Annotated in this window: 22 protein-coding genes; 13 read left to right on the forward strand and 9 right to left on the reverse strand. The window is 42.9% G+C overall.

Translation table 11 applies throughout. The features are described 5' to 3' along the window. Window positions 1-11 precede the first annotated feature (11 nt). Window positions 12-800 carry a shikimate dehydrogenase gene (gene aroE / locus QTA56_RS09340; RefSeq protein ID WP_267980700.1) on the forward strand — a complete coding sequence of 263 codons (789 nt, stop codon included), beginning with the start codon at window positions 12-14 and terminating at the stop codon, window positions 798-800. A 63-nt stretch (window positions 801-863) separates the two neighbouring features. Here the strand turns inward: aroE and QTA56_RS09345 are convergent, their stop codons facing one another. Continuing rightward, window positions 864-3,179: a hypothetical protein gene (locus tag QTA56_RS09345; RefSeq protein ID WP_267980701.1), complete on the reverse strand. Its 2,316-nt coding sequence runs from the start codon at window positions 3,177-3,179 to the stop codon at window positions 864-866. Window positions 3,180-3,418: 239 nt separating this feature from the next. Here QTA56_RS09345 and QTA56_RS09350 point away from each other — a divergent pair, with 239 nt between their 5' ends. Then, on the forward strand, window positions 3,419-5,242 hold the full coding sequence (locus QTA56_RS09350; RefSeq protein WP_267980702.1) for an acyl-CoA dehydrogenase C-terminal domain-containing protein: 1,824 nt from the start codon (window positions 3,419-3,421) through the stop codon (window positions 5,240-5,242). Window positions 5,243-5,392: 150 nt separating this feature from the next. After that, entirely contained in the window at window positions 5,393-6,589 is a 1,197-nt protein-coding gene (locus QTA56_RS09355; protein WP_267980703.1) for a DUF7639 domain-containing protein, read from the forward strand. A 105-nt stretch (window positions 6,590-6,694) separates the two neighbouring features. On the opposite strand, the gene QTA56_RS09360 is transcribed toward QTA56_RS09355, so the two are convergent. Next, window positions 6,695-7,339 carry a hypothetical protein gene (locus tag QTA56_RS09360; RefSeq protein ID WP_267980704.1) on the reverse strand — a complete coding sequence of 215 codons (645 nt, stop codon included), beginning with the start codon at window positions 7,337-7,339 and terminating at the stop codon, window positions 6,695-6,697. Between the two features lie 352 nt (window positions 7,340-7,691). Here QTA56_RS09360 and QTA56_RS09365 point away from each other — a divergent pair, with 352 nt between their 5' ends. Beyond that, window positions 7,692-7,961, forward strand: a complete 270-nt coding sequence (locus tag QTA56_RS09365) for a PspC domain-containing protein (protein WP_267980705.1) — start codon at window positions 7,692-7,694, stop codon at window positions 7,959-7,961. Between the two features lie 70 nt (window positions 7,962-8,031). Here QTA56_RS09365 and QTA56_RS09370 read toward each other — a convergent pair whose 3' ends face one another. From QTA56_RS09370 to QTA56_RS09395, 6 genes are all read right to left on the reverse strand, one after another. Continuing rightward, window positions 8,032-9,141, reverse strand: coding sequence for an HPP family protein (locus QTA56_RS09370; protein ID WP_267980706.1), 1,110 nt, complete (start codon window positions 9,139-9,141; stop codon window positions 8,032-8,034). 122 nt (window positions 9,142-9,263) lie between these two features. Beyond that, the gene (locus QTA56_RS09375) at window positions 9,264-9,677 is read right to left on the reverse strand and encodes a lysozyme inhibitor LprI family protein (protein ID WP_267980707.1); all 414 of its coding nucleotides are present in this window, start codon (window positions 9,675-9,677) and stop codon (window positions 9,264-9,266) included. Window positions 9,678-9,878: 201 nt separating this feature from the next. After that, window positions 9,879-11,144, reverse strand: coding sequence for a hypothetical protein (locus tag QTA56_RS09380; protein WP_267980708.1), 1,266 nt, complete (start codon window positions 11,142-11,144; stop codon window positions 9,879-9,881). A 126-nt stretch (window positions 11,145-11,270) separates the two neighbouring features. Further along, window positions 11,271-12,065 carry a TIGR03915 family putative DNA repair protein gene (locus tag QTA56_RS09385; RefSeq protein ID WP_267980709.1) on the reverse strand — a complete coding sequence of 265 codons (795 nt, stop codon included), beginning with the start codon at window positions 12,063-12,065 and terminating at the stop codon, window positions 11,271-11,273. 2 nt (window positions 12,066-12,067) lie between these two features. Beyond that, window positions 12,068-13,330 (reverse strand): putative DNA modification/repair radical SAM protein, encoded by a 1,263-nt coding sequence (locus QTA56_RS09390; protein ID WP_267980710.1) that lies wholly within the window; start codon window positions 13,328-13,330, stop codon window positions 12,068-12,070. Between the two features lie 118 nt (window positions 13,331-13,448). Further along, complete coding sequence (locus QTA56_RS09395; protein WP_267980711.1) at window positions 13,449-14,636, reverse strand: TCR/Tet family MFS transporter; 1,188 nt, start codon at window positions 14,634-14,636, stop codon at window positions 13,449-13,451. 377 nt (window positions 14,637-15,013) lie between these two features. Here QTA56_RS09395 and glyQ point away from each other — a divergent pair, with 377 nt between their 5' ends. From glyQ to QTA56_RS09435, 8 genes are all read left to right on the forward strand, one after another. Beyond that, window positions 15,014-15,994: a glycine--tRNA ligase subunit alpha gene (gene glyQ, locus QTA56_RS09400; protein WP_267980712.1), complete on the forward strand. Its 981-nt coding sequence runs from the start codon at window positions 15,014-15,016 to the stop codon at window positions 15,992-15,994. A gap of 34 nt (window positions 15,995-16,028) precedes the next feature. Beyond that, on the forward strand, window positions 16,029-16,424 hold the full coding sequence (locus QTA56_RS09405; RefSeq protein ID WP_267980713.1) for a tautomerase family protein: 396 nt from the start codon (window positions 16,029-16,031) through the stop codon (window positions 16,422-16,424). Between the two features lie 46 nt (window positions 16,425-16,470). Next, window positions 16,471-18,537, forward strand: coding sequence for a glycine--tRNA ligase subunit beta (gene glyS / locus QTA56_RS09410; protein WP_267980714.1), 2,067 nt, complete (start codon window positions 16,471-16,473; stop codon window positions 18,535-18,537). A 72-nt stretch (window positions 18,538-18,609) separates the two neighbouring features. Continuing rightward, a complete protein-coding gene (locus QTA56_RS09415) occupies window positions 18,610-19,338 on the forward strand; it encodes an adenylate/guanylate cyclase domain-containing protein (protein ID WP_061397321.1) in 729 nt (242 codons plus the stop codon). Beyond that, window positions 19,331-19,924, forward strand: a complete 594-nt coding sequence (locus QTA56_RS09420) for a hypothetical protein (protein WP_267980715.1) — start codon at window positions 19,331-19,333, stop codon at window positions 19,922-19,924. Before QTA56_RS09415 ends, QTA56_RS09420 begins: the two co-directional genes overlap by 8 nt. A 136-nt stretch (window positions 19,925-20,060) precedes the next feature. After that, window positions 20,061-20,483, forward strand: coding sequence for a hypothetical protein (locus tag QTA56_RS09425; protein WP_267980875.1), 423 nt, complete (start codon window positions 20,061-20,063; stop codon window positions 20,481-20,483). A 36-nt stretch (window positions 20,484-20,519) separates the two neighbouring features. Next, a complete protein-coding gene (locus tag QTA56_RS09430; protein ID WP_267980716.1) occupies window positions 20,520-20,966 on the forward strand; it encodes a hypothetical protein in 447 nt (148 codons plus the stop codon). A 155-nt stretch (window positions 20,967-21,121) separates the two neighbouring features. Then, a complete protein-coding gene (locus QTA56_RS09435; protein WP_267980717.1) occupies window positions 21,122-21,697 on the forward strand; it encodes a hypothetical protein in 576 nt (191 codons plus the stop codon). 52 nt (window positions 21,698-21,749) lie between these two features. Here the strand turns inward: QTA56_RS09435 and QTA56_RS09440 are convergent, their stop codons facing one another. Beyond that, window positions 21,750-23,027 carry a hypothetical protein gene (locus QTA56_RS09440; RefSeq protein ID WP_267980718.1) on the reverse strand — a complete coding sequence of 426 codons (1,278 nt, stop codon included), beginning with the start codon at window positions 23,025-23,027 and terminating at the stop codon, window positions 21,750-21,752. Between the two features lie 121 nt (window positions 23,028-23,148). On the opposite strand from QTA56_RS09440, the gene QTA56_RS09445 reads away from it, so the two are divergent. Then, window positions 23,149-23,934 carry a class I SAM-dependent methyltransferase gene (locus QTA56_RS09445; RefSeq protein WP_267980719.1) on the forward strand — a complete coding sequence of 262 codons (786 nt, stop codon included), beginning with the start codon at window positions 23,149-23,151 and terminating at the stop codon, window positions 23,932-23,934. Window positions 23,935-23,936: the final 2 nt, after the last annotated feature.

A 23,936-nucleotide genomic window follows, 5' to 3' on the forward strand; every position in this document is an offset into this window, starting at 1 on the left:
CCATTTTCGCCATGACCAAACAATTTGCTGTAATTGGAAATCCAATTGAACAATCCCGCTCACCAGAATTACATCATGCATTCGCAGCAAAAACGGGCGTTGATTTAAATTATAAAAAAATTCTTGCATCGCTGGATGGCTTTGAAAATACGGCAAAGGATTTTTTTGCACAAGGCGGTGCTGGAATGAATGTGACCGTTCCCTTTAAAGAGCAGGCATTTGCCTTATGTAATCAACTGACTGAACGCGCCAGAATTGCCAAAGCCGTGAATACCTTATGGATGCAGGATGGAAAACTTTTTGGTGACAATACTGATGGGCAAGGTTTGGTTGCAGCCATTCAGGCTTTGGGCTGGGATCTTACAAACAGTCGCATCCTAATTTTAGGGGCTGGCGGTGCGACTCGTGGTGTGATCTATCCATTGGTACAGGCAGGTGCAAAACAAATCGTGATTGCCAACCGTACTTTCGCCCGTGCAGAACAACTGGTTGAAGATTTAAAAGATGCCGTACCACAAGCTGAACTTACAGCCACCAGCCTAGAACAACTTTCTGGTGAGTTTGATTTTGTAATTAATGCAACGTCAGCCAGCTTAACAGGTGATGCGTTGCAACTTCCTGAAACTTTGGTTTTCCATCATGCCTATGAAATGGCCTATGGCAAACCCTCCAGTTTTCTGGATCAGGCTCAGGCACGTCAGGTTCCATCCACCGATGGCTTTGGTATGCTGGTTGGACAGGCAATTGAGGCCTTTTCAATCTGGAATGGAGTCAAACCTGAACTTAAAGATTTTTTATAATCGTTCAGTAAACTTCAAAAAAGGAACCTGCAAGCAGCAGGTTCCTTTTTTTGGGGAATTAAATTATTTGCTGCTCAGCATTTTCTGGTACACATCCTTAAAGATTTCATAATCAATAAATTCATTATGTTCAGCCTTTAAGTTCTTGATTGACTTCTCAGACAGCTGGTTTTTGCGTGCATCCACATAAACCTGCCCCAGAATATTGGCTGTTTGTTCCAGCACGTTTTTTTCCTCAGGATATGCACCATTTTCACGTTCAAACTGGATTTGATACTGTTTGGCAAAAAGCTGCTGTGGCTGTTTGTATTGTACCTTTAACTTTTTCAGGGCCTGACGATCCTGATCACCACGCATGGCATCGTTCACAATACGGTCCACCGCCCGCCCCAGCTTGTCATCAAACTGGTCTTCCTGTTCAAGGTGGTGCTTGCCTTGTAAACCCTCAATCGCTTTCAGTGCCTTGCCCTCTGGGTTATACACCTCCTCATCCGAGTACCAGTAGGCGTAGACACTGGCAATTTCCTGCAACTCCTGAGTGGAATAACGCTGCACAACCTGTGGCTGGCTTTCAGTCAACTTGGCAATAAATACAGCTTTATAGGTTTGTTCATAGGAATGGGTTGCATCATAACGCTGTTCCGCAATCACTTTTAGCTGGTCATCCAGAGACAGGGTATAAGGCTGTGCAGAACGTTCCTGAATGGTAGACTGGCCTAGTTTTTCCGAGAAGCTGCCAATCGCCTGTTCCAGCATTGAACCCTTGCTTGCTTCCGCCCATGTTTTTGCACGTTTCAACTGTGCCTGATCAATCGGGGTGGCCTTGCCGTAGTTTGAAATCTGCATATCCGCTTTCAGGTTAAAGCGTGACTTGAATTCTGGTAAGGCATAGTTCAGGTCATAATCCAGCTTAATTGCACGTCCTTTCGCATCCAGTCCCACATCCATCACAAATGGGTTGCGTTGACTCACAGGTGGCAAGGCTGCATCTATGTCTGCCTGATGCTTGATCCAGAGTGCCTTAAATGCCTGATCATCAATAAACTGGTTTTGGTCATACGCTGCAAATATCTTTTCCAAGACTTGCAGTTTTTCCAGATAAGCTCCCAGGCGTGGCGTGGTCTCCTGACCAAATACATCCACGTCGTAAACAGTTTGGCAATACTGCACATCACCATAAGTGGTTTTAGCGGTATTTTGCAGTGCCAGACACTGTTCAGCAGTCAAGCCCTGCTCATCCGCAGCAGCCTCATCGGTGTTCTCCAGTGCATCCATCTCCTCAGTTGCGTCTCGTGCCTGTTCAGCAGCCTGCGCCGCATCTTCAGAAGCAGAACTATAGGACTCATCTGCATCATCAACACCCAGATGTTGATTTACCAGACGATAAAGCTGTTGACTGACCACACTGGCATCATCGGCCGAGTTTTTTGAAGTCAGCACAGAGGAATCTGCTGATTTGACTTTTGACTGAACCGCAGCATCCACTTCGTCTGCAACCAGTTTCTCTAAACTCTTTTCCTTGAAATTTAGGACCTGCTGTACCAGATATTTTTCATTGACCTTGCTATACAGGTTTGCCTGAAGAATGAGCTCCTCAACTGATGTTTTAAGGCGAATCTTTTCCACAACACCTGCCGCATGGTCATTTGAAGAAACTGCAAGCGCCTGTATGTCATTTGGATTTGCCAGACGGTAATACACCGCACTGGATGCCTTGACATACTCAGCAAATTTCTTGATATCCACCTGCTTGAACAAATGCTGGTATTTTGAAAAATCCAGATAGGCCAGATTGTTCTGGTTTTCCTTATTCACCAGATAGGGCATCAGGGCGAAGTAGTTGATATAGAATTTATAATCATTCAGGTCAAGCACCATGGGCACTTTCGCCTGTACCAGCAAGGTCGGTTTTTCATAGCGCGCGGTGAGGTTGAATGATCCCATTTTCTGTCGGTAATGCACTGAACCATCATATTCAAACTGCATGTCATTCAGAACATTGGCCATGACACGGGTAAACTTTTCCGCCTTGCTGCCGCCAAACTGTTTTGGCTGTTGTGCAAGGGCTTCATATAAGGCCTGCTTCTGTGTGGTGTTCAGGTTGACTTTCTGGTCGCGTAGATATTGATCGACCTTTTGCTTTACATTGGCATCCAGAGCCGCCTTGTCATCTTTGCTTACGGTTTTATTTTGGTCCAGATCAACATGGATATTAAACTTTCCACGGTAGTCATAGCTTGGATATTCATACATCGCATTGATGCTGTTAATGGCTTTCTGTTCAAGGTTTGCAGTACCAGAATTGGTTTTAATGACATGCTGAGAACATGCAGAAAGACTAAACCCCAATACACATAAAGTTAAATATTTTAAACGCATAGTTTTACCAAACACCTTTATATCATTATATTTACAACTGTAAATTTAATCATCTTCATATTTAAAATGAGTTTCAAACACCAGTGGGAAGATGACTTTTTCACGCCACTACCGCCTGATCAATTCGCTTTTCTGACAGTCTTTTCCATAGTGTTTATCAATGTATTTTTATCACCATTGTGAATAATCAAAGTATCGAAACAGATAATCCAAAACGATTCAAATACAGGATTAAGATTATGCCAGCTTATAAAGCCCCGCTCCGTGATATTCGCTTCTTAATGAATGAAGTGTTTGATTATCCTGCACACTACCAAACTTTGGCAAGTGGTCAAAATGCAGATGCAGATACGGTTGATATGATTCTTGAAGGTGCGGCAGATTACTGCGAAAACGTACTTTCTCCACTTAACCAGTCAGGTGATGAAGAAGGCTGTACCTTTAACAATGGTGAAGTGACTACACCTAAAGGCTTCAAGGAAGCGTATGACCAGTTCGTCATGGGTGGCTGGCAAGGTCTCTCCTACCCTGAAGAGTTTGGTGGTCAAGGCCTGCCAATGTCTTTAAACCTCATCAAGTCTGAAATGATGGGTACTGCAAACTGGTCATTCACCATGTATCCAGGTTTAAGTACAGGTTGTATGAACACCATCATCCAGTTCGGTACAGATGAGCAAAAAGCGACTTATATGCCTAAACTGGTTGAAGGTACCTGGTCTGGCACAATGTGCCTAACTGAACCTCAATGTGGTACAGACTTGGGTCAGGTGAAAACCAAGGCAGAACCTGCTGCTGATGGCACATATAAAATTTCTGGTACTAAAATCTTCATCTCTGCGGGTGAGCATGATTTAACAGAAAACATTATCCATATCGTGCTTGCGCGTCTTCCAGATGCACCAGCAGGAACTCGTGGTATTTCATTGTTCATCGTACCTAAATTCATCGTGAATGCTGACGGTTCTGTTGGTGAACGCAACCCAGTGACTTGTGGTTCAATCGAACACAAAATGGGGATCAAGGCTTCTGCAACTGCGGTATTGAACTTTGACAATGCAACAGGCTACCTGATTGGTGAAGTGAACAAAGGCTTACATGCCATGTTTACGTTCATGAACACTGCACGTATCGGTACAGCAGTTCAGGGTATTGCACATGCTGAATTGTCTTTCCAGGGCGCTTTGCCTTATGCGAAAGACCGCATGTCGATGCGTGCCCTTTCTGGCAAGAAAGAGCCTGAGCGTGTAGGTGATGCGATTATCCACCATGCTGATGTTCGTCGTTTGTTGCTGACTCAAAAAGCGATTGCTGAAGGCGGTCGTTCAATGATCTACCATGCTGCAAAACTTGCAGACAAGATGGCGGATGCGTTGGCAAGTGGTGATCAAGCTGCTTATGAAGCTGCCGATGACAAACTTGGTTTCTATACACCAATTCTTAAAGGCTTCCTGACTGAGCTTGGCCTAGAGTCTGCCAACAATGGTATGCAGGTTTTTGGTGGTCACGGTTATATCCGTGAATGGGGTATGGAACAAATCGCGCGTGATGCACGTATCTCTACCTTGTACGAAGGCACTACAGGTATTCAGGCACTTGACTTAATCGGCCGTAAAGTTCTTCTAAGCTCAAAAGGCAAGGTTGTTCGTGACTATACTGCTGAAATCTTGAAGTTCTGTGCTACACATGCCCGCAACAAGTATCTACGCCGCTTCGCCTGGGACCTAACCAAGCTTTGCGCTCAATGGAACACATTGACTGTTCGTATCATGCTTGCTGCACGTAAAGACCGTGACATCGTTTCTTCAGCTTCTGTTGATTTCTTGATGTTCTCTGGCTATGTGATGATGGCTTACTTCTGGGCTCAGCAGGCCGTGATTGCTTCTGAAAAACTGGAAGCAGGCAACGGTGCTGAAACTCCTGAATTCTATAAAGCAAAAATCAAGGTTGCTGACTTCTACTTTGACCGTTTGTTGCCACGTGCGCAGGGTCATGCAGAATCAATGGTTTCGACTTCCCGTACCTTGACTTCACTTGCACCAGAACACTTCAGCTTCGATTACTAATCGGAACTGACAAAAAAGAGCGCTTGATGCGCTCTTTTTTTATTTTCCAAACAGCAACGTCAAATGATGTCGCTGATTTATTGTGATTTTCCTATCCTCTCGATTATTCTAAAAAAATAAAACAGCTCCACATCATATAGGCAAATAAAAATGACATTTAGGAAAGGCAATCTAAATTATGGCATCTATAAAAAGGCAGAAGATGGAACTTTTATCATTGGCACAACACTTCCAGTATTTGTCTTACTTGAAATATATGATCCTGACGAAGCAGGGTGTTTATATTCTTTAGAAACACTGTCTATTTATCAGGATGGTACAATCAGATGTGGTTATCAGCACTTTAACCTGCAACAACTTAAGCAAGAGATTCAAGAGGGAAAAATTACTGTTCAAATCGCTGAAAGTTCTAAACTTGAGATAGAAAGCCTCGGTGAATTTGGAATTTACCCCTCTCTTTCATACTATAAAAACAATGATGATTTAATAAAGGAAGTTATAGATATTATTGATGAACTCAATGATCGTCCAGATTCAAGCGCACGTTGTCAAATTGCTTGGGAAAACTATTTAACCCACCCTTGTGCAGAAAATATTGAATATTTAATAATCGCTTATGAAGCCATCCCCACACACCATCGTAAATATGTTTTAGGGGATATGGATCAACATGACATACCCATCCGCAAAGTAATTTATCAGGAACCCTTGCCCTTAAGATATTCAATTGTTCAACCTGAATTCCAGCCAGCAATTCAACAGTTCAGTAAAGAGATTTTTGATACATCCACACCGTTGGAAAAATTTTATAAAGAATTAAAAAATTTGGCGGGCAATCAAAACATCAGACCTTTTGTTTGTAATGGCAATCCACTAAAAACTGACATTTTAATTATTGGTTTTAATCCAGCGACTCAAGCAGATGACTTTTGGAACTATTTTGATCCAGCTACAGGCTTCAATAAAAATGACTGGTTAGAAGCCTATCAACAAGACCGTATAGATGCTGGCAAACCTGCGCTCAGTAATACTCGCCGAGTCATCGAATGGATCAATGATGCATTATTCAGTATTCATCCAAATCTAGTTGTCATGGAAACAAATATTTATGCCCTGCCGACGCGCAAAAAAACCGATCTAACACAATCTGATCAAGACACCTTTATTTTTGATTTCCTGATTCAACATCTTCAACCCAAAGTGATGATTACACATGGTGTAGATGCTGAACGGCATATAAAATCCATTAATTTGAACACACCCATTTTAGCACAGAAACATTTTGCTATTGGTTGGTCCAGGAAAAAGGCTCAACAATTGGCTCAAGAAATCCTAACCTTTTTATAATCTTAGAATTCTATTAGATACTTTAATCTTGGGTTTTATAAAAATAAAGTACCTAGGAACTCATGAGGTACTTTTTCCTATTGGTTTATTTAAGGATAAAAAAGATCATTCCGCCTTTTCAAAAACATAGGCTTTTTGGGGAAATGGATATTCCTTAAAGAACTTGCGGTTGCGGCCCTGATCTCCATTCCAGATTTTATCCAGATCCATCACAAGATTCTGGTCCTGATTGATCTGGTAATATAAATTCACGTCAGCGGCAGCACAGCGCACCACAATCTCTTTTTCCACTGGCTCAACATGCCACTGCACCTGCTTACAGGTTTGCTCAATTTTGGCAACATTACGCGATGAATCTGAACCCAGACGACCAAAACTGGTATTGGTCCAGTAGACAGAGCCATCCTCCAGCAAGTTCATAATATATTCCGCTTCTTTCTCGTTATTGACACAACCCGCGAAAGCATCGGTACATGGAATACGCGCATGATAACGTCCCACATAGGCCAGCTCGGTTTCAGACAGTTTAGTTGGCGTATGCTTGTGTGTCACAGGATGAGGCAGGGTGGCCTGTCCAGCAACCTGGGTTAATGACATCCCCTGCTGCTGGTCTGATTCCATGACTTCATGGCTCGGTTGCGTCTGGGCCTGTTGTTTAGCGGATTCGGGGTGATGGCTATCACAGGCACTCAACCCAAAGCTCAATAGAGCGCCTACGCTAAACCACGATAAGAATAACCTAAACTGCATATCCATAAATCTCTAACATCGATATCGTGACCATTTCCCCTCACCATTCCAATAAATAAACTTTTTGGAAAGATCAAAACGATTGAACCGTTTTGTTATATGCCTCCAAAAGTCCATTCGTGGAGTATTTTGATAAGACCGAAATTTCGATTAACCCAAGCCACATGCTTTAAGTCGGTGCATTTTAGGCGATACTGTTGGTTTTTCCATCAACAAGTTACATACCGTAACTATTCTCTCGCCTATTGAAACTTTAAAAAATCAGCTTTGCCCCTATCTCCTAATTAACAGCATTGAACAAAACCCTTTTTATTTTTTACTGCTGTTTCATTTATTTAAGGAGATAGACTTAATGGCCAATTCTGGTTTATATCGCTCAAACCAACAAAGCATGATCGCTGGTGTAATGGGCGGTATTGCGGAACGTTTTGGTTGGAATGCAAATTTGCTACGCCTGATCTTTGTGGTGGTTTCACTCATGAGTGCGGCCTTTCCTGGCATTTTGGTCTATCTGATTTTATGGCTGGTAATTCCGAAACAGCAGACAGCACGTGTTGACCATGTTCAAGGCTACCATCAACCTGTTAAGACAGTTTATGAAGATCAACACATAAAACGCTAATCCCACTTTCCTCTTTTGGTCGCTACGGTTGATTTACCCCTAATACAACCGTAGCTTTTTTTTGCCTGAATCAGGTTAAAACATATTGCTGGTTGAGGAGTTGCTGTAACGCCGCGATCATGTCGGCACGGCTCACAATTCCAATGAGACGCTGGTTCTCCACCACAGGAATATAGTTAAAGGATTTTTCCACAAAATAGGGGACTAAATCCTGAATCGGCTGTGATGGCTCCACAGTGACGACACGGCGACTCATAATCTGTCTCACATAATGTTGCCACGAATTTCTTGGATCAGCGGCACCCTTAAACCATTCCACCACCTCATATAAGGCCAGCGTTCCAACCAGTTCTTCTTCCGCATTGACGACAGGCAGACTCATGAGGTTGACTTCCTTGAACTTCTCTAACGCCTGATGAATATCATCATCTTCATGTAACTTGATGACATCCCGACTCATAATATCCTGACAGACAAAGTAACTATTCAGGCGTTCGCTTGCGTGTTCCTGTGCTTCCAGAATGATTTTTTCCAGATCATATTGACTGATGTCCAACAACTCGGTGTGTTGCTCCAGGGCATATTCAATATCCTTGGGTTGAATTGAGACTTTCTGTGTTGGGGTCGGGTCTTTAGAACGCTCATTGACATGCGCGGTAATGGGATAATGCCGCCCAATTAAACGGTTAAAAAATACCGCAAACAGCAACAGTAAAATCGAGTTCAATAGCACTGGATACAGTACAAAATGAAATCCTAGACGATGTACCGCCTCACCACCCAAAACTGCGGTGATCGCCACTGCCCCACTCGGTGGATGCAAGGAGTCTGTAGTCATCATCATAAAAATAGCAAACCCAACTGCCACGCTAAATGCGCTGGTCAGATCAGGTAAATATTGAGTACAGGCCACCCCAATAATCCCTGCCAGCGTATTTCCAACAACCACATTCCAGGGTTGTGCCAGTGGACTGTTGGGAACCGCAAATAAAAGCACTGATGATGCACCCATCGGTGCGATATACCAGACATTCATGCCACCCAGTACATACCAACTGACCAGTGATGATATGGCAAGGCCACACAACGCACCGATGCCTGAGTAAAGACGTTCTTTCAGGGGAAGAACTTTATAGTTGGGTTTTAAAAAATTTAGCCAGTCTGATTGGGTAAAGCTCACAATGCACCTTGCTGGAATAGTGTTGTTTTTGATTCGTTGCGCAGTATACGCCTATCTCCTAACAAAGATGTATTTAAATTATAGTTTTAGGTTATGAGTAAATTTGTTGAACCCCGACAAGATCAATTCAGGTATTCACCAAGCTGTTCCACGCGCTCCGCATATTTTTGCATCGGACAGAACTCATACATGGGAGAACCGATATAGGCGCCCGCATTACGACATTCCTGATCAACAAAGTTTTTCCATAGCTGTTGTGATTTCATAATATCGCTGTAACGTTCAGGTTGTTGGTCGTCCTTACTTTGGTTCTTAATTTGATCCAATAGTTTTACAATTTGCTTCGCATATAACGTCTTGGTTTTATTGCTACAGATTTCCACCACGGCATTATTGATATGACCAATATTTAATTGTTGAATCGTTTCATCAACACACTGGTTATAAGGGTCTGGTGCTTCCTGAGAGGCTGCCTGTACTGCCGTTGTATAAATAGCCAACGCCAAACCCAGTATTTTCACGCTCAACCTGACCATCTTTTTCTCCAGTTTTTTTATAATATTTAAAAAATACTGCTATCAGCCTTATTCAGTTCTCCATTACAAATTCTAGTGGCCGCTTTCCTGTTTGCATAGTCTAAGAAACAGCTTATATATAAATTACATACAAGAAACAATCATCCTCTTTCAAACAAAAACAGCCCACTCTATGGGCTGCCAGTCTATTCATGACTTGTCTTAAAATGTCTTTGCAACACCTAGCCAGGTAAAGGTATTTGGTACATCACTCAACTGAATCGTCTGTTTTATTTTGAGATTTTTCAGGTCCAGCTCCACAATGGTTTTAGCCTGCGTATCATTGATAAAGACCGTCTCTGTGGCTGCATTGACCACCAGACGACTTTTAGCAAGTTCAGTCGCATTTACATTTTGGATGGCCTTGATTTGCCCGATGCGTTGCCAGCTTTGCGTATCCACCACATGCACCATACCTGCACTATCCAGAATCGCAAGATAATGGCCTGAGGCATTGACCACCTGCTGCAAACGCTTCACTGGCGTTGTGCCATCCGCCTCTTTTGCCCCTAAAGACCAATCCAGACTCACTGCATTTAAATTGTTTGGATCAATAATAAATAAGGCATGCGTTCCTGTGGCAAAGGCAGCAAACTTGTCCAGTTTTTCATGTCCAGCAATGGTGGTAATTCGTTGATCAATTAAAACTTTCTTATCAATAAATTGACTTCCCTTTTGCTCAACCACCAGTACCCCATCTTCACAGCCAAAGGCAGCATATTGCTGGATGGAGGCGGCGCCATGCAAACGGTTACAGCCATTTGCCAAAGTCTGTTCCTCATGGAAATGGTCACCATGCAACTCATAGCTCTTCACAATACTGAGTGTATCGGCATCGTTGGCTAAATAGGTACTGAGCACATAGGCACCACGCGGTTCAGCCACACCATGATGTTTTTTAGGCAGTTTTTGGCTGGAAATGGACTGTTTCTCAATTGCTGAATCATTAAACACATCAAACTTGGAGCTTTCAACTTCGCTGCCATCGTAGAACAATGCAGCCAAACCATTAAAGCTACGGTAGTGTGCGGGTGTTGCACCCTTGAGCTGAAACGCCAATACATGCGGCATATTCTTCTGTAGCAGATTATCCTTGTTCAGCACGCCACTGTCTGCAAACTGCACTACACCCTCATTGCGGCTCAGCATTACCGCATAACGTGACTGCGGGCTGCCATACATCGCGGATGGGATATAAGTTAACGCTGTTGTATGAATGACTTTTTGATCCGCCAAATCATAAACTGAGAGCAAGGGACGAATGCTGTCATCATTGGCAATGACCAAACGCCCCTCATAGATTTTTGCAGGTTGCTCTGGCTTGGGTGTAACGGTTGACGATGAACCTGAAGAATCCCCTCCACATGCTGAAAGCAGCACACTGCTCAACAACGCACTCAGCACATAGCCTTGTTTTATTTTCTTCACTGTAACTTCCCCTATTGGACAAATGATCTTAAATTATTGTTACGTTATAACATAACAACAACAGTTTGTTCAGCATTTTTTAAGTTTTATTTGAATGAGGAAGATTACAGACAGTAATAAGCTGGTTTAGATGAGCTTTTCATTGAGATAACGCCAGTAGCGTTTGGGTAGATACTGCACATGCAGCCTAATATTCTGACGTTCCTTAATATTGATGCTGTTAAAATAGTCTTTCCAGAGCTGGTCATATAAAACCTCCTGCTCGTCAAGCTGCAACTGAAAGCTTTGGCTGAAACCATTTTCGAGATTGCGATCAATTTCATCCGCTTGCAGTGAAACCTCATGGATTTCGTGCAAATCATAATACAGGCCAAACTTGCGCTGCTCATCGTAAATCAGCCAGCGTTGATCCTGATAACGCCGCCTAAAGTGTGGCTGGATTAAAGGCAGCACATTAAAGTCTGGACGAACCAGACTTAAAAATAGCCCATCAGTGGTTTTCTTAAAACGGATAAAGGCTTCCATACGATGCTTTTCACGTCCCACCTTTTTTGTCCATTGAGAAATTGCCAACACACTGGGATGCGAATAATCCGTTTCGACTGAACCCTGCTGACTAAACACATAAATACAGTAATTGAGTAAGTGCTGGTGCGCTTCCAGAGATTCAGACAGATAGGCAAAATAAAACTGCCTTAAGGCGGACTGTGAAAGTTTACGCTGGAGTGCCGACCAGACCCGTTGCGCATATTGTTCATTATTGGGGATTTCAACAATGCTGGAAAACAGTCCATGTTGGGCATTTTTAAATAAACAGAGCTTGACCTGAAACTCCCTGAACTGGAATGCCCGAAATACACAATTCAGTAATCCAACCATTGAGCCATCAAAATAATAATAGACCATTCCTCCACCCCACATCCTTAAAACCCCAGACTTAACTGTGGAGAGAGTTGCTGAACATACTTGGATGAGCCCTGCGTTAAAATCTGTTGACGAATGTAACTGGAGGAAAGTTCTTTCTGGAAACGTGGGCTGTCTTCACAGCGAATAAAGAACTTTGCCCGCTGATAAGCCACACCGAGCTGTTTCAACAAATCAATATGCACCTTGCCAAAACGGCGTGCCTGTACAATTTTCTTGGCTGATTTCACCCCAATCCCTGGCACACGCAGAATCATGTGGTAATCCGCCCGATTTAAGTCCACTGGGAACTGTTCAGGATGGCGTAGCGCCCAACTCAGTTTGGGATCAACATCAAGGTCCAGATTTGGAAAGCGTTCATTGACAATTTCATTGACCTGAAAACCGTAGAAACGCATCAGCCAATCGGTCTGATAAAGCCGATTTTCGCGCAAAAGTGGTGGTGCGGAACCCACCACAGGTAAGTAGTTATTTTCTGTATTGATCGGGATATAGCCTGAGAAATAGACCCGCTTGAGTTTAAATTCCTTATAGTGATGATCCGCCATGAGTAGAACATCCTGATCGGTTTCCTGATGTGCCCCCACCACCATTTGTGTGGTCTGCCCTGCGGGTACATATTTCGGCACGTGCTTGGTGATCTGGCGTTCATCCTTGAGCTGAATCAGGCGATCTCGAACCAGTCCCAAATCTTTCTGCACTTCCTGATGGGATTTTTCAGGGGCAAAGGCTTTCAAACCAATTTCAGTCGGCATTTCCAGATTAATGCTCATTCGGTCTGCATAAAGCCCCGCTTCATGGATCAGTTCTGGCGATGCCCCTGGAATGGTTTTGAGATGAATATAGCCATTAAAGTTTTCTTCCAGACGCAGTTTCTTCACCACCTGAAGCATCCGCTCCATCGTATGATCTGCCGACTTGAAAATGCCTGAGCTTAGAAATAGCCCTTCAATATAGTTACGCCGATAGAAGTTCATGGTCAAATCAACCACTTCCTGAACAGTAAAAGCAGCCCGTTTGACATCATTGGAACGGCGTGACACGCAATAGGCACAGTCAAAAATACAGACATTGCTCAACAGGATTTTGAGCAGTGAAACGCAACGGCCATCTTCGGTATAGCTGTGGCAAATCCCACCATGACTGGCATCACCTAAACCTTTGTCCTTATTTTTACGGTCACTGCCACTGGAAGAACAGGACACATCATATTTGGCAGCGTCCGCAAGAATTTGCAGTTTTTCACGAATGCGATCAGACACGCCTTTCACCACCATACACAACGAACGAGAGGTAAAAAATTAACATAAGCTTTTGCTCGAACATAAGTGATCAAAAGCAGTTTTACGTCATGGCTTGTCGTTTCAATGCACTGTTATTTCAAGTTCCTTTAGATAAAACAGTTCGGGTACTGTACAAAACAACGGGCAAGGCAATCAGGTAAATCACAATCACGCTCAGCCAAATTGCACCTGGCCATTGCGCCTGAAACTGGAAATAAAGCGTGGAGAAAAACAAGGGGGCAATCATGGATGCCAAACTCACTGTAGATGCAATCACCCCCTGAAACTGGCCTTGCTGTTCGGCAGAAACCTTTTGGGAAGCCAAGGCTTGCAGTGAGGGCGTACCCATACTTCCCAACGCAAAAATAGGCATAATCGCAAAAATCATCCAGCCACTTTTGGCAAAGGCCATCACGTATAAAGCCACACAGGTACAGGCTATACCGATCAGCACGGTGTTACGGTCACCCAATATGCTTGAAGCATGGCGTGGGATAAAGGCCTGAACCAGCATTTGACATAGACCAAACATCCCTAGCGAAAGGCCAACCCAAAACCCATTCCACTGAAATGTGTCATGTCCCCACAATGCCCAGCAAACCCCATACACCTCCCCTATGGCGCTAAAGATAAAGAAAATTGCAATCAGGGGAAGTACACCATGAACTGAGCCAACACCAGCAAACACCTTCAAAGGATTTAATGTGGGTAATGGCCCTTTCCTTGAGGTCACCTGTCGGGATTGGGGTAAAACAAAATAGGCAAGTAAAAGGTTAAATCCTGTCAGCATGGCCGCCACCAGAAAAGGTAGCCTTAACCAGTATTCACCCAGAAATCCACCCAGCACAGGACCAATAATAAAGCCTGCGCCAAACATGGCATTGATTAAACCAAAATATTTCGCACGACTGCTTTCCTGAGAAATATCGGCAATATAGGCACTTGCAACAGCCATATTGGCACTGGTGATCCCAGCAATAATACGCCCCAGAAACAGGAAAAGTAGGCTATGCGAAAAGGCCAGAAACAGATAGTTGACTGCTGAACCAGCAAGTGAAATCAGCAGGATCGGCCTACGGCCCCATCGGTCACTTAAAGCCCCTAACAAGGGAGAAAAAATAAACTGCATGGCTGCATACAGGCTGGCCAATATCCCCATATATACTGCAATATGGGTACTGTGTGTCATATCTTGCAGTAATGAGGGAAGAATCGGAAAAATAAGCCCGATACCAACAGCATCCAGCGCAATGGTTGCAAAAATAATAAATAAAGGTCGATTCATAAAGCGTCCTATCGAAAAATCAGGCACAGTAAAACTGTGGAAACCTGTTAACGATGCCTGATAACATCTCAAGCCCTGATGAACGCTGACCGAACCTTAAAAGATTGGGATATGTGTCAAACTGAGTATTTTCCCAAAGAATAGGAAATGAACCTCAAGTCGATTTTTCGCGAATTTTTTATCGTAACAATGAAAAAGATTACATTGCACATCCTAACATTAAAATGATGAGGCTCACAATCTAATCAGCAGGATGATGGAAACGCAAAAACCCAGGCCATCACCTCAGCAATTTTCCCCGCATTAAGCCTTTGCCACTCCCCCCCAAAATCCTTATACTTAGGGACAATTTTTCCTAAATTTATAACGGATACAGCATGAGCCGTGCGATCTCGCATATTGACACATTTCAGGGCTTAATTCTTGCCCTACAAAACTATTGGGCGGAGCAAGGCTGCGTCGTATTACAACCCTATGATATGGAAATGGGTGCGGGAACATTCCACACTGCAACATTCTTACGTGCATTAGGCCCAGAAACCTGGAATGCAGCCTATGTACAACCATCACGCCGTCCAAAAGATGGCCGTTATGGCGAGAACCCAAACCGCCTACAACACTACTACCAGTTTCAGGTTGTGCTTAAGCCAAACCCAGACAACATTCAGCAACTTTATCTCGATTCTTTAAAAGCCATCGGGATTGATACACTGACGCATGACATTCGTTTTGTTGAGGACAACTGGGAATCTCCAACACTAGGTGCATGGGGTTTAGGTTGGGAAGTTTGGCTGAACGGCATGGAAGTAACTCAGTTCACTTACTTCCAGCAAGTCGGTGGCGTTGAATGTTATCCAGTGACAGGTGAAATCACCTACGGTCTGGAACGTCTGGCGATGTATCTGCAAGGTGTCGATTCGGTTTATGATCTGGTGTGGACCAAAGGCCAGTTTGGTACGGTGACCTACGGTGATGTATTCCATCAAAATGAGGTTGAGCAATCGACCTATAACTTTGAATACGCACCTGTTGACAAACTGTTTGAACTGTTTGATTTCTATGAATCAGAAGCCAACCGTTTAATCGAAGCCAAGCTTTCTCTACCAGCCTATGAACAAGTGGTGAAAGCATCACATACCTTTAACTTGCTGGATGCACGTGGTGCAATCTCTGTGACTGAGCGTCAACGTTATATCTTGCGTGTGCGTACCCTTGCTCGTGCCATTGCCCAAAGCTATGTACAGGCGCGTGCTGAACTTGGCTTCCCAATGGCAGAACCGCATTTGCGTGATGAGGTATTGGCTCAACTCAAGGCACAGGTTGAAGCGGAAGCTGCACAGAACAAAGCCAATACATAAATGGAAAAATAACATCTGATTTAGGAAGATCAAAATGCCAAGTGTTGTGATTGAAGTAAGACGTGAATACTCAACTGAGCAGGAAATCGCCATCATTGAGGCTGTTCACTCTGCTTTGGTTCAACACTTCCAGATTCCTGAAAAAGATAAACATATCCGTTTCATCGCCCATTTACCGCATCGTTTTGCCTGTCCACCGCATCAGGAACAGCCTGAGTTTTATACGCAGATTAGCATTGATGCCTTTGCTGGGCGTTCTGTGGATGCAAAACGAAACCTTTATCAAGGCATTGTCAATAATCTTGAGTTGCTCGGTATTCCACCCAAGTACGTGACGATCATTGTTCGCGATCTTCCACTGGAAAATTGGGGGATTCGTGGTGGTCAGGCGGCTTGCGATGTTGCATTAGGGTTTAAGGTAGATGTTTAGATCATCTTGCTTATGACAGATAAATATTTTTAGAAGACATTTGAACATGACACATACCGTATTATTTGAATTGGGCTGTGAAGAACTTCCACCCAAAAGTCTAAAAACCTTACGTGATGCCTTGAAGGCAGAAACAGAAAAGGGTTTAAAGGATGCAGGCCTAAACTTTGCCTCTATTGAAGCTTATGCCGCGCCACGTCGTTTAGCGCTGAAGATTGTGGATATTGATGCAGCACAGGCCGACACGCAAAAACGTTTTGATGGTCCTGCTGTTCAGGCAGCGTATGATGCTGAGGGTAAACCGACCAAAGCACTTGAAGGCTTTATGCGTGGTCAAGGCATTGGCGTTGACCAGCTTTCCACATTTCAGGCAGGTAAAGTTGAAAAGGTTTGCTTCCTAAAAGATGTTAAAGGTCAAAGCCTTGATGCATTACTGCCACAAATTTTACAGACGGCTTTGGACAATTTGCCAATCGCCAAACGGATGCGTTCAGCGGCAAGCCGTACTGAATTTGTTCGTCCAGTCAAATGGGTGGTGTTGCTGAAAGATGGTCAAGTCATTGAAGCCACCATTCAGGATCACAAAGCGGGCAATGTAAGCTACGGTCACCGTTTCCATGCACCAGAAGCAGTGACTTTGGCACATGCCAATGACTACTTGGCGGCGTTGGAAAAAGCGTATGTGGTTGCCAACTTTGAAAAGCGTCAGGCAACCATTCAGGAACAAGTGAAAAAGTTGGCGGATGAAGTCAATGCCACTGCCATTGTGCCAGCAGACCTGTTGGATGAAGTCACCAGTCTGGTTGAATGGCCTGTCGCTTTGCGTGCAAGCTTTGAAGAACGTTATTTAGCCGTTCCTCAAGAAGCCTTGATTACCACCATGCAGGATAATCAGAAGTATTTCTGCTTAATCAATGCCGAGGGTAAATTACAGCCTTACTTCATTACCATTTCAAATATTGAGTCGAAAGACCCGATTCAAATTATTGAGGGCAATGAGAAAGTTGTACGTCCACGTTTGTCTGACGCAGAATTCTTCTTCCTGCAAGACCAGAAACAGCCTCTCGCTAGCCGTAAAGAAAAATTAGCTAATATGGTGTTTCAGGCTCAATTGGGTACGCTTTGGAACAAGTCAGAACGTATTGCAAAATTGGCTGTGGCATTGTCACCTATTACAGGTGCGAATGTTGCCGATGCTGAAAAAGCGGCGTTATTGTCGAAGTGTGACTTAACCTCTGAGCTGGTGGGTGAATTCCCTGAACTTCAAGGTATTGCGGGCACATATTATGCACGCCTTGAGGGTGAAAACAACGAAGTTGCAGAAGCGTTGGGTGAGCAATACTTACCGAAGTTTGCAGGTGATGTATTACCACAAACCAAGACAGGTACAACTATTGCCCTTGCTGACCGTTTAGATACGCTGGTTGGTATTTTCGGGATTGGTCAGGCACCAACAGGTTCTAAAGACCCGTTTGGATTACGCCGTTCCGCGATTGGTATCTTACGTCTCATCATTGAAAATGAACTTGATGTCACTATCGAAGAGCTTGTGAACTTTGCCCTACAAGGTTATGGCGATGTAGTTAAAGATCACGACAAAACCCGTGCGGATGCAGTGACTTTCCTTGAGGGTCGTTACCGTGCCAAGTATGAAGACCAAGGCGTTGCCGTTGATGTGATTCAGGCGGTTCAGGCACTTGCGCCAAAATCTCCACTTGATTTTGACAAGCGTGTCACTGCGGTCAATCATTTCCGCACCCTGCCGGAAGCGGCTGCATTGGCTGCGGCAAATAAACGTGTTGCCAATATTCTTGCCAAAGAAGCAACGCCTGAAGGTGCTGTGGTTGAAGCGAATCTGGTTGAAGCGGCTGAAAAAGCACTTTATGTAGAACTTCAAGCACTCACTCCCGTTGTTCAGCCTTTACTTGCTGCGCGTAACTATACCGAAGCCCTTTCTAAACTTGCTGCACTTCGTGCACCAATTGATGCTTTCTTTGAAAATGTCATGGTCATGGCAGATGATGCTGATTTGAAAGCCAACCGTTTACGTTTATTGGCCCAGTTGCGTGATTTATTCACGGCAATTGCGGATGTGAGTGTGTTGCAGGGTTAAGTATTTAGAATACTTGATCTTTTAAATAAACCCCGCTATAAAATAGTGGGGTTTATTTATTGATGAAGAAAAATGCACGCAAATTATAAAGCTTATGATTTTGAAAAAAGCCGTAACCGCATAGATGAAATTTTGGATTCATCTGATAATAATTATGAAGATAAAAAAGAAATTCCCAATCGTGATAATTTAACTTTCACAAATGGCTATTACATTTTTTGCTCTGCTATATTTATTGATATGAGAGGTTCCAAGGAGTTTTCAAAAAAGCATACACGTCCTGTTACTGCTAAAATATATAGAAGTTATATTTCTGAGTTAGTTGCTGTTCTTAATGGCAATACAAGATTAAGAGAAATTTATATCGAGGGTGATTGTGTTTGGGGCGTTTTTAACAGCCCTAAGAAAAGTGATATAGATAGTATTTTCAATACAGCAGCTCAAGCTGCATCTATCATTGATACTCTAAATATTAAATTAAAAAAGAAAAAATATTCTGAAATAAAAGTAGGTATCGCATGTCATGATGCAGACGTACTTATGATCAAAGCTGGATACAGTGGTAGTGGAATAAATGAAGTAACATGGATCGGAAAACTTGTTGGTGAAACGGCAGATCTATGTTCAAAAGCTAATAGATCAAATTCCAAAAGAACTCTTTACAGTAAAACTTTTTATGACAATCTAACTGATGATAATAAAAAGAAAATTGATTGGCTAAATTGGAACTCTACATATACTTGCTATGAAGGTAATACTGTCAATGTGGCAATGAATAATTGGGTACAACAAAATGGATAAATCCACTTTTTTGCAATCTGCTATCCAAGATACTCAACAGAATATTCGTGCTATTGATTTTAAAATTGGAGCTTTACTTGCAGGATGTATTGTTCCATTCCCTCAGATTAGAACAATTTATGAGTTTTTAAACTCTAATGGTCTATGGTGGCAACAAGGATTAGCTTGGCTTATCTTTGCAATTTGGCTGATTGCTGTTTTAATCTTATTAGCGGCTCTTTCAGCAATAGATAACCCCTGTAAACATATAAATGATGGCTATGCTCAGAAAGGGACATATTATGGGGGAGGAACTTTCAAATTTAATTTGATTAATGGTTTCTTTCGTACTGATATTCGTGCCCAGCAGACTGTTACTAATTATTCCAATGAATTAGATGAACCAAATTTCCCATTTACAAAAGAGCTTGCATTTGAACACCTTAAGCTAATTTACATCCGCGATCTGAAAATTTTTCGACTAAAATTTGCTGTAGGACTCATCGCATGCTTAATTGTAATAGGTTCAATATCTTTCCTGTTCGCACCAAATACAAAAAAAGTAGAAGTTCAAAAAACTACTACTAAAGTCTCAAACGTTAAATGATTCAATCTAGTATAGAGTTTTCTGTAGTAAGCTGTCATTTCACTGTATCAATTTCACATCACCTACATTCTTTTCTTGAACTTGGCGATAAGCTATAAAACTTGAATTGTAACAATATCGCTGAAAGGACAGAAAGATCATGAATAAAGTACAGATATTGGCTTTGACTGCTGCACTCACTGCATCCTCTTCCCTATGGGCAAGCGACACAACTTCCACTACCACAAACGCATCGAGTACAGCATCATCTCCAAATATGCCTTATGGTGACAATCCAAGCTTAGGCCGTGTATTACTGTATAAAACAGGTAAAGGCCTGCAAAATCTTGGTGGCTCAATTCAGGGTGCATCTGAAAACACCTCTCAAAAAATGAGTGAAAAGTGGAAAAGTACCAAGGAATACACTGCTGAGCAATCAGTCATTGTTCAGGAACAAACCGAAAAAGCCAAACAATATACTGCTAAAAAATGGCAGGACACCAAAGATGCCGTGATTGGAACCAATGATGGCAATGTGCCCATTGAGCGTGCTGAACTGAGCCAACCTTCATCAAATTAATACGATTTAACAAGATTTACAGGAATGAATGAAACAATGACTGTTACACCTTTTAAAACCATTTTGCTTTCTTTAATCAGTAGTATTGGTTTCACTGCATGTTCTACATTATCCCCCCAAACCGAGCCACCTTTGCAACAACTGCAACAGGTTCAGAACATTGATGCCCTACCCGATACCAAGACCAATGCGGCATCCTTAAATAAATATAAGGATCATTGCATGATCCAGTTTACAGGTTATTTTGATGGTGGTCAGAGCACGGAATCATGGGAATTTAAAGGCAATCAGTTGAGTCGGGCTTTTTCTGAAACCTATCAATATGTGCCGAATCGTTTATTCAATGCGACCACTGAAAAACCTGTATTAGATCAGAAAACGCGAAAAACCACAGTATTTGACATTCAGAAACCTGAGGTAAAACAGAACTTTGACAAGTTAAAAAGCTACTTTAACCAAACTGCTTTAGACCAGTGTGGCTAAATTTGCCATCTCCATAATTTCTCTCCAAAGTGTTTTTAAGCTGTAATCTGGTTGTAAAGTTTTGCTGAAATCCATACATTTCCGCTTTTTTGCCCGCTATGATGCAGTTGCGTTGATGAAGTACCCCAAACGGTACATCGCTTAAGGAAATCGCAATGAAGAAAATGATCAAGACAGCTATCGTGACAACAAGTATTCTCGCTTCTGCCTCTATTTTTGCACAAAACGTCGGGGTAAATGCCAATGGCTCAGCTCAGGTCAATGTACAGTCTGGTGGCTTGATTAGCGGCGTTGCAGGCGCAGTCAAAAATACCGCCCAGGGCGTAGGTCACGCAGCTCATCATGTCAGTCATGCCGCTATAAACACAGGTGTGGAGGCAACCCAGAAAACGGTGGCTACAGCAAGCAATGTGGGTTCACAGGTGGTGGATAAAACCGCGAAAGTGGTTAAAAACAGTAAGGATTATGCGGTAGAGAAAGCTGCTGATAGCAAGGAGTTTGCTGCTGAAAAAAGAGCGGAAGCAAAAAAACGTCATCAGCAACATCAGGCTGAGCAAAAATCGATTGGCCTGAATACCCAAGCAGGGGTTAATGTTGGAAACTCATCCATTCAAGCGCAAACGGGCTTAAATGCAGATAAGAAACAGGCTCAGGCAGGTGCAAATGTTGGTGTGAAAATCTTGGGCGTGGATGCCAATGTTGGCACCAATGCCAAAGTGGGTGCAAACTAGTCTTTTCAATTCAATCTAAAAAGCCCTCTGCGATTGTAGAGGGCTTTTTTATTTACGATTCAGCAAGATGTAGGTGAGTTTGCTCATCCACATTATTTTCAACAAACTGACCCAATCCCTGTGCATCACAACTCAAGGTTAGTTGTTTATAGCTGATACTACAAAAATCCGCATACCGCTTAAAAACCAATGGTGACTGGTCAAGGGGCAAAGCTTCACCTTGTTTGATTAGCTTATGAATCCCACGGTCATTCATGGTTAGCAAATAGCTTTCATGATTCAGTTCAAGGGAAACCAAAGTATTGGCTTGTTCCTTTAAGGACAGCAGGTATTGTGAGTTGGCCTCAATGATCTCAGCCTCATAGCTTTCAAGCTTTAAACTCACCAAATTAAAAACCAGAGCAGTACCCTGAGCCGTTTTCACATTGGCAGCCTGTGCCTGAGCATGCTGCACAAAATGGATCGGTATCCCCAATTTATGCAGGTTCTGTTCAGTGCCCTGCTTTAAACGAAATAATTGCTGCACCAGCTTTTGTTTTAACACGGCATCAAAATAACGTTCATCCAGCTCAAAATCATTCTGCTGTAAAATCTTTAACAAGGCTTGAGGATGTCGGGTGAGTACATGATCAATCACCTGACGGTAATAGAACTTGCTTTGCTTTTTGACCTCCCTCACTCGTTTATAGAAATAGGTGATGTCAAAAGGCTGCTCAACAAAATCATGCAGCAGTTGCGAACTTGCCAGCACAGACAAGGCTTCATGGCCTGTAAATGGCAGATGAATCACCTGCATATTCGGCAGCAAAGGCTGTATTTTCAGGAAATGCTCTTTGTCTTCCGCATAGTAGGGGTCATAAACCAGAATGTATTCCCGTGATGAATCAACCTCATCCGCCTGAATCTGCATATTCTGATGCAATGCGGCATCAAAAAATTCGGCATAACGGCGATCCTGTACCACTTCGGGATCAATTGAATATTGCGGGACAAATGCCACCACTTTTTGCATATTCAACAAGTTTGAATACTTAATTGCGGCATAGCCCCCCATTGAACCACCATAGCCCACAATTTCCTTGAATTGCTGCAAAATGGGTTGAATCTGTTGCTGCATTTGCAACATGCTGCTTTTAGGAAACCACGATTTCTGTTTCGGCATAATGCCAATCACATTGTATTGATATTTGAATAATGATTTTTCAGCATTAATCGACATGCCTTTGGCACGGCTAATCAGGTCGCCAAAAGAAATCACCAAAGCGTCACTTGAACCTTTTAAAAAAATAACGCGAATATGTTCATCTTCAAATATTATTTGCTTATCCATGCTCACACTAAAAAGTTCATCCTAGGCGGGTATCAAAAACGCATCAAATGAGGGCTTTGCCAATTCATTATTGCGGAGTATCTTATTTTATAGAGATAAGACAGATTAAAAAGCGCAAAAAATGACACAATCCTTACATCCATCCGCTGCAAAAGGCTTCGGTTCAGGTGCTGAACTGTATGAGCAGGTCCGTCCCAGTTACCCGCAAGAAATAGCGGTTTGGTTACAAGATCGCCTCCAAATAGGTGAAAGTTCCACTGTTATTGACCTCGGTTCTGGGACTGGCAAATTCTTACCCTACCTCATTCAAACCCAGGCAAAAGTGATTGCGGTGGAACCCGTGATGGAAATGCTGCAACAGTTGCAACAGGTTCATCCAACAGTTGAATGTGTACAGGCTTTCAGTGACCAACTGCCTTTGCAAAATGAATCGGTTGATGCCATGGTTTGTGCCCAGTCTTTCCATTGGTTCTCAAACATTGAAACACTGACTGAAATGCATCGTGTATTAAAACCATCAGGACATCTGGGACTGGTCTGGAACCAACGTGATATTCAAGTTGATTGGGTCAGGGCCTTGGCGGATGAAATTGCACCACTTGAGGGGGATACCCCACGCTACCATAGTGAAAAATGGAAACAGGTATTTGAAAATCAGCAGCTCTTTAAATTTGTGGAACTAGAGACCTTTCAGTTACTGCATCGGGGAACAGTCGAGCAGGTGGTCAGCAAACGCCTGCTGTCCACCAGTTTTATTGCGGCAATGCCAGCACAGCAGCAGCAAGAGCTAAAAGCAAGATTTGAACAAATTGTATTTGATTTTACAGGCCTAACTGCGCAAGATCAGATAGATTTTCCTTACACCACTTTTGCATATCATTTTCAGAAAACATCAAATTCATTATAGAT

Origin of the sequence: Acinetobacter thutiue, assembly GCF_030385805.1 — a bacterium.
Lineage (GTDB): Bacteria > Pseudomonadota > Gammaproteobacteria > Pseudomonadales > Moraxellaceae > Acinetobacter > Acinetobacter corruptisaponis.